This window comes from Paenibacillus sp. 2KB_20 (genome assembly GCF_052115765.1).
GTDB lineage: Bacteria > Bacillota > Bacilli > Paenibacillales > Paenibacillaceae > Paenibacillus_AQ.
The window spans coordinates 1-753 of the sequence record NZ_JBFRHH010000038.1 but is presented as its reverse complement, the minus strand read 5'-3'; the positions used below and the strand labels follow the sequence as shown (position 1 = coordinate 753).

The window sequence follows — 753 nt, the reverse complement described above, 5'->3', positions numbered from 1 at the left end:
CAGAGAGCAAGCTCTCTGGTTTAGGCTGTTCCGCGTTCGCTCGCCGCTACTGACGGAATCACTCTTGTTTTCTCTTCCTCCAGGTACTTAGATGTTTCAGTTCCCTGGGTATGCCTCCTCGYATCCTATGTATTCAGATACGGGTAACTGACTATTACATCAGCTGGGTTTCCCCATTCGGACATCCCCGGATCGAAGCTTGCTTACAGCTCCCCGAGGCAGTATCGTTGTTCGCCACGTCCTTCTTCGGCTCCTAGCGCCTAGGCATCCTCCGTGTGCTCTTAGTAGCTTAACCAATGCTTCAGTTTCGCGCCATTCGCTCTGTTGTCCGTTTGTTTCCTGATCTACTAAACGAGTTAATAGGTGGAAACSAAACTTCCAAAGGATCGACTGTCACGAATCTTCCGCTGCTACCGTTTTATTTAAACTTGTTTTGACACAAGTTCAGCTAAAAGGATATTTCTAATTGCGCAAATTCGTTTCGTTATCTAGTTTTCAAGGATCAATTGCCCTTCCAAAAGAAAAGGCGTTTTGAGAGTTGAACTCTCAAAACTGACCAACGAGTGAGTAACAGGCCTAAACCTGATTTTAAGGTTGACTTCATAGAAGTCATATTTGAATGTCTTCGTTGCAGAAGACGATTCTCCATAGAAAGGAGGTGATCCAGCCGCACCTTCCGATACGGCTACCTTGTTACGACTTCACCCCAATCATCTACCCCACCTTCGGCGGCTGGCTCCCTTACGGGTTACC

The 753-nt window shown here is 47.0% G+C and carries 2 rRNA genes; both read right to left on the bottom strand.

Annotated features, from left to right (window positions below):
- Nucleotides 1-295 (bottom strand): 23S ribosomal RNA (locus AB4124_RS34005); the annotation flags it as partial.
- Nucleotides 296-651: 356 nt separating this feature from the next.
- A 16S ribosomal RNA gene (locus AB4124_RS34000) occupies nt 652-753 on the bottom strand; the annotation flags it as partial.